This is a genomic window from Burkholderia sp. HI2761 (assembly GCF_002223355.1).
Lineage (GTDB): Bacteria > Pseudomonadota > Gammaproteobacteria > Burkholderiales > Burkholderiaceae > Burkholderia.
Genome location: NZ_NKFN01000018.1, coordinates 1 through 2471, shown reverse-complemented (window position 1 = coordinate 2471; position 2471 = coordinate 1). Strand labels below are relative to the sequence as shown.

Annotated in this window: 3 protein-coding genes; all 3 read right to left on the bottom strand. The window is 63.1% G+C overall.

The genetic code is table 11. From position 1 onward, the window contains the following. Nucleotides 1-35: 35 nt before the first annotated feature. The 3 genes from tnpC to tnpA all read right to left on the bottom strand — a co-directional run bounded on the left by tnpC (nt 36) and on the right by tnpA (nt 2392). Complete coding sequence (gene tnpC, locus CFB46_RS34915; protein WP_089501047.1) at nt 36-1610, bottom strand: IS66 family transposase; 1575 nt, start codon at nt 1608-1610, stop codon at nt 36-38. A 63-nt stretch (nt 1611-1673) separates the two neighbouring features. After that, nucleotides 1674-2021: an IS66 family insertion sequence element accessory protein TnpB gene (gene tnpB / locus CFB46_RS34910; RefSeq protein ID WP_143751641.1), complete on the bottom strand. Its 348-nt coding sequence runs from the start codon at nt 2019-2021 to the stop codon at nt 1674-1676. Continuing rightward, nucleotides 2009-2392 (bottom strand): IS66-like element accessory protein TnpA, encoded by a 384-nt coding sequence (tnpA, locus tag CFB46_RS34905; RefSeq protein WP_152778060.1) that lies wholly within the window; start codon nt 2390-2392, stop codon nt 2009-2011. The genes tnpB and tnpA overlap by 13 nt, the downstream gene beginning before the upstream one ends. Between the last annotated feature and the right edge of the window lie 79 nt (nt 2393-2471).

The window sequence follows — 2471 nt, the reverse complement described above, 5'->3', positions numbered from 1 at the left end:
GTAAGCGACCAGCCAACCCGTCTTGACGAGCGAGTTTAGGCGGCAGTCGAGAGAGGTTGCCAACGATGCGGCAGTAGCGCGTCGATGTCGTTGGCCTTGTGGGTCGGCAAGCGTGTGAGGACGTCCTTCAGATAGGCGAGCGGATCGAGCCCGTTCAGTTGCGCCGATCGAATCAAGCTCATGATGGCGGCCGCGCGCTGACCCGCACGCAGTGATCCGGCGAACAACCAATTGGACCGACCGACTGCCCACGGTCGGATCTGGTTTTCGACCCAGTTGTTGTCGATCGGCACATTGCCGTCATCGAGATAGCGCGTGAGTGCGTCCCATCGTTTCAGGCTGTAGTCCAGCGCCTTCGCAATCGCCGAGCCGTCCGCAACGAGTTTGCGCTGCGCCATCAACCATTGATAGAGGGCGTCGCACACCGGCTTGGCCCGACGCTGTCGAAGCCGCTGCCGTTCGTCGACATCCAGTGCTGCGGCCTCGCGTTCGATGTCGTAGAGCGCGGTAAAGAACGGCAGGGCCTGCCCCGCAACATGGCTGCTGTGGTTGGCATGCAACTCAAAGAACTTGCGTCGAGCATGGGCCGCGCATCCGATCTCGGTGATGCCGTGCTGGAACGAGGCCTTGTACCCGCTGTAGTCGTCGCATACCAGTTTGCCGTGCCAGCCCGTCAGGAACGTGCGAGCGTGCGCACCGGCGCGGCTCTCGGCGAAGTCGTAGACCACCGCGCGCAGTTCGCTGAACTGAGTCGACGTATACGCCCACAGGTATGCCCGGTGCGTTTTGCCCTTGCCGGGACTGAGCATTTGCACCGGCGTCTCGTCGGCGTGCAACACCGCCTGTTGCCGGATGGCCTGGCCGAGTGCGTCGACCAACGGCTGCAACTGCATGCCACACCGGCCCACCCAGGCACCCAGCGTGGATCTCGGGATGGCCAGTCCCGCACGACCAAAGATCTGTTCCTGGCGATACAGAGGCAGGTGGTCGCCGTACTTGGCGACCAGCACCTGCGCGAGCAACCCGGCGGTGGGCATGCCCTTGTCGATCACATGCGGTGGAACCGGCGCTTGGATCAGCGTCTCGCACGCTTTGCACACCCACTTGCCGCGGATGTGCCGTTCCACCGTAAACAGGCCCGGCGTGTAGTCCAGCTTCTCGCTCACGTCCTCGCCGATCCGTATGCGTTCGCAACCGCACTGGCATGTTGTGCTGTCCGGTTCGTGATGGACGTCGGTGCGTGGCAGTTGCGGCGGCAGTGGTGCCCGTTTCGGCTGCTCGCGTTGCCGTTCAGCTGGCGTAGGCTCGAGTTGCTCAAGCTCCATCTCGATGGCAACCAAGTCGCCATCGATCGCCTCGTCGAGCAGGTTCATCTGCTCGCTGTTGAGCTGTTCGCTGCGCCGGCCGAACTGCTGGCGCTTGAGGATCGAGATCTCATGGGTAAGCTGGTCGATGCGGGTCTGCTTGTAGCGGAGTTCCCGATCTCGTTCACTGGCTTCCCGCTCCTTCTCGTGGATCGCCTGGTCCTTCGACTGGACCTCTGCAATCAGTTGCGCAGTCAGGGCGCGCAACTGTTCCGGGGTGAGTGCGTCGAGGTCAGCGGGATTCATGCAGGCCAGTCTGCCAGAACGCTGTAGGCGGTGGAAGCTGAACTGTTTACGCCTCTGTCGTACTCAGACGACACGGATCACGCCACTCTCGCCAATGCGTTGCCACGGCAGGCCCAGCACCAGGCCGGCCAGTTGTTCGTGCGTCAGTTCATGCTGCTTCGATTCGCTGCCGGCGTGCGGCCAGGCAAATTGCCCCTGATTCAGACGTCGTGATGCCAACCAAATGCCGATCCCGTCGTGGATCAGGACCTTCATGCGGTTGGCGCGGCGATTGGCGAACAGATAAGCATGGTGCGGGTGCGCGGCACCGAATACCTTGACCACGCGCGCCAAGGCCGTGTCGAAACCGGCACGCATGTCTAGCGGATCGGTCGCCAGCCAGATCTCGTCGACGCGGATCACCGCATCCACTCGCGCAGCCAGGCGGCACACTGGGCGGCTTCGGACACGGGCCAACTGACCGTGATCGACTGATCGCCCCGGCGCACCTCGATGCGGATCTCTGCCGAGTGCGGACTCGGCGCTCCCAACGGCACCGACACAAAGGCTGGCAGCGACGGTGGCGTGGCCGGTGGACGACCCAGCGGTCTCTTGGGAAGTCGCCCCTCCGCCTGATCGATCCAGCGCCGCAGCAGATTCGCGTTGAGCCGGTGTTCCAGTGCGACCGCAGCAACCGATACGCCGATTCCCTGGCACGCAGCTACCACCTGCGCCTTGAACTCCTCGCTGTACCGTTGCCGGCGACGACGCTCGGGGAGTGCTTCCGATTCGATAGTGTTCACGTGTCCGCTTATTCGTTAGGTGGACACGATACTCCCAAGAGCTTTACCCCAACTCAAGACGGGTTGCCCGGCTGCTTAC

Excerpts from the sequence above, each read along its gene's own strand:
- tnpC (WP_089501047.1), bottom strand. The coding sequence starts at position 1,610 with ATGAATCCCGCTGACCTCGACGCACTCACCCCGGAACAGTTGCGCGCC.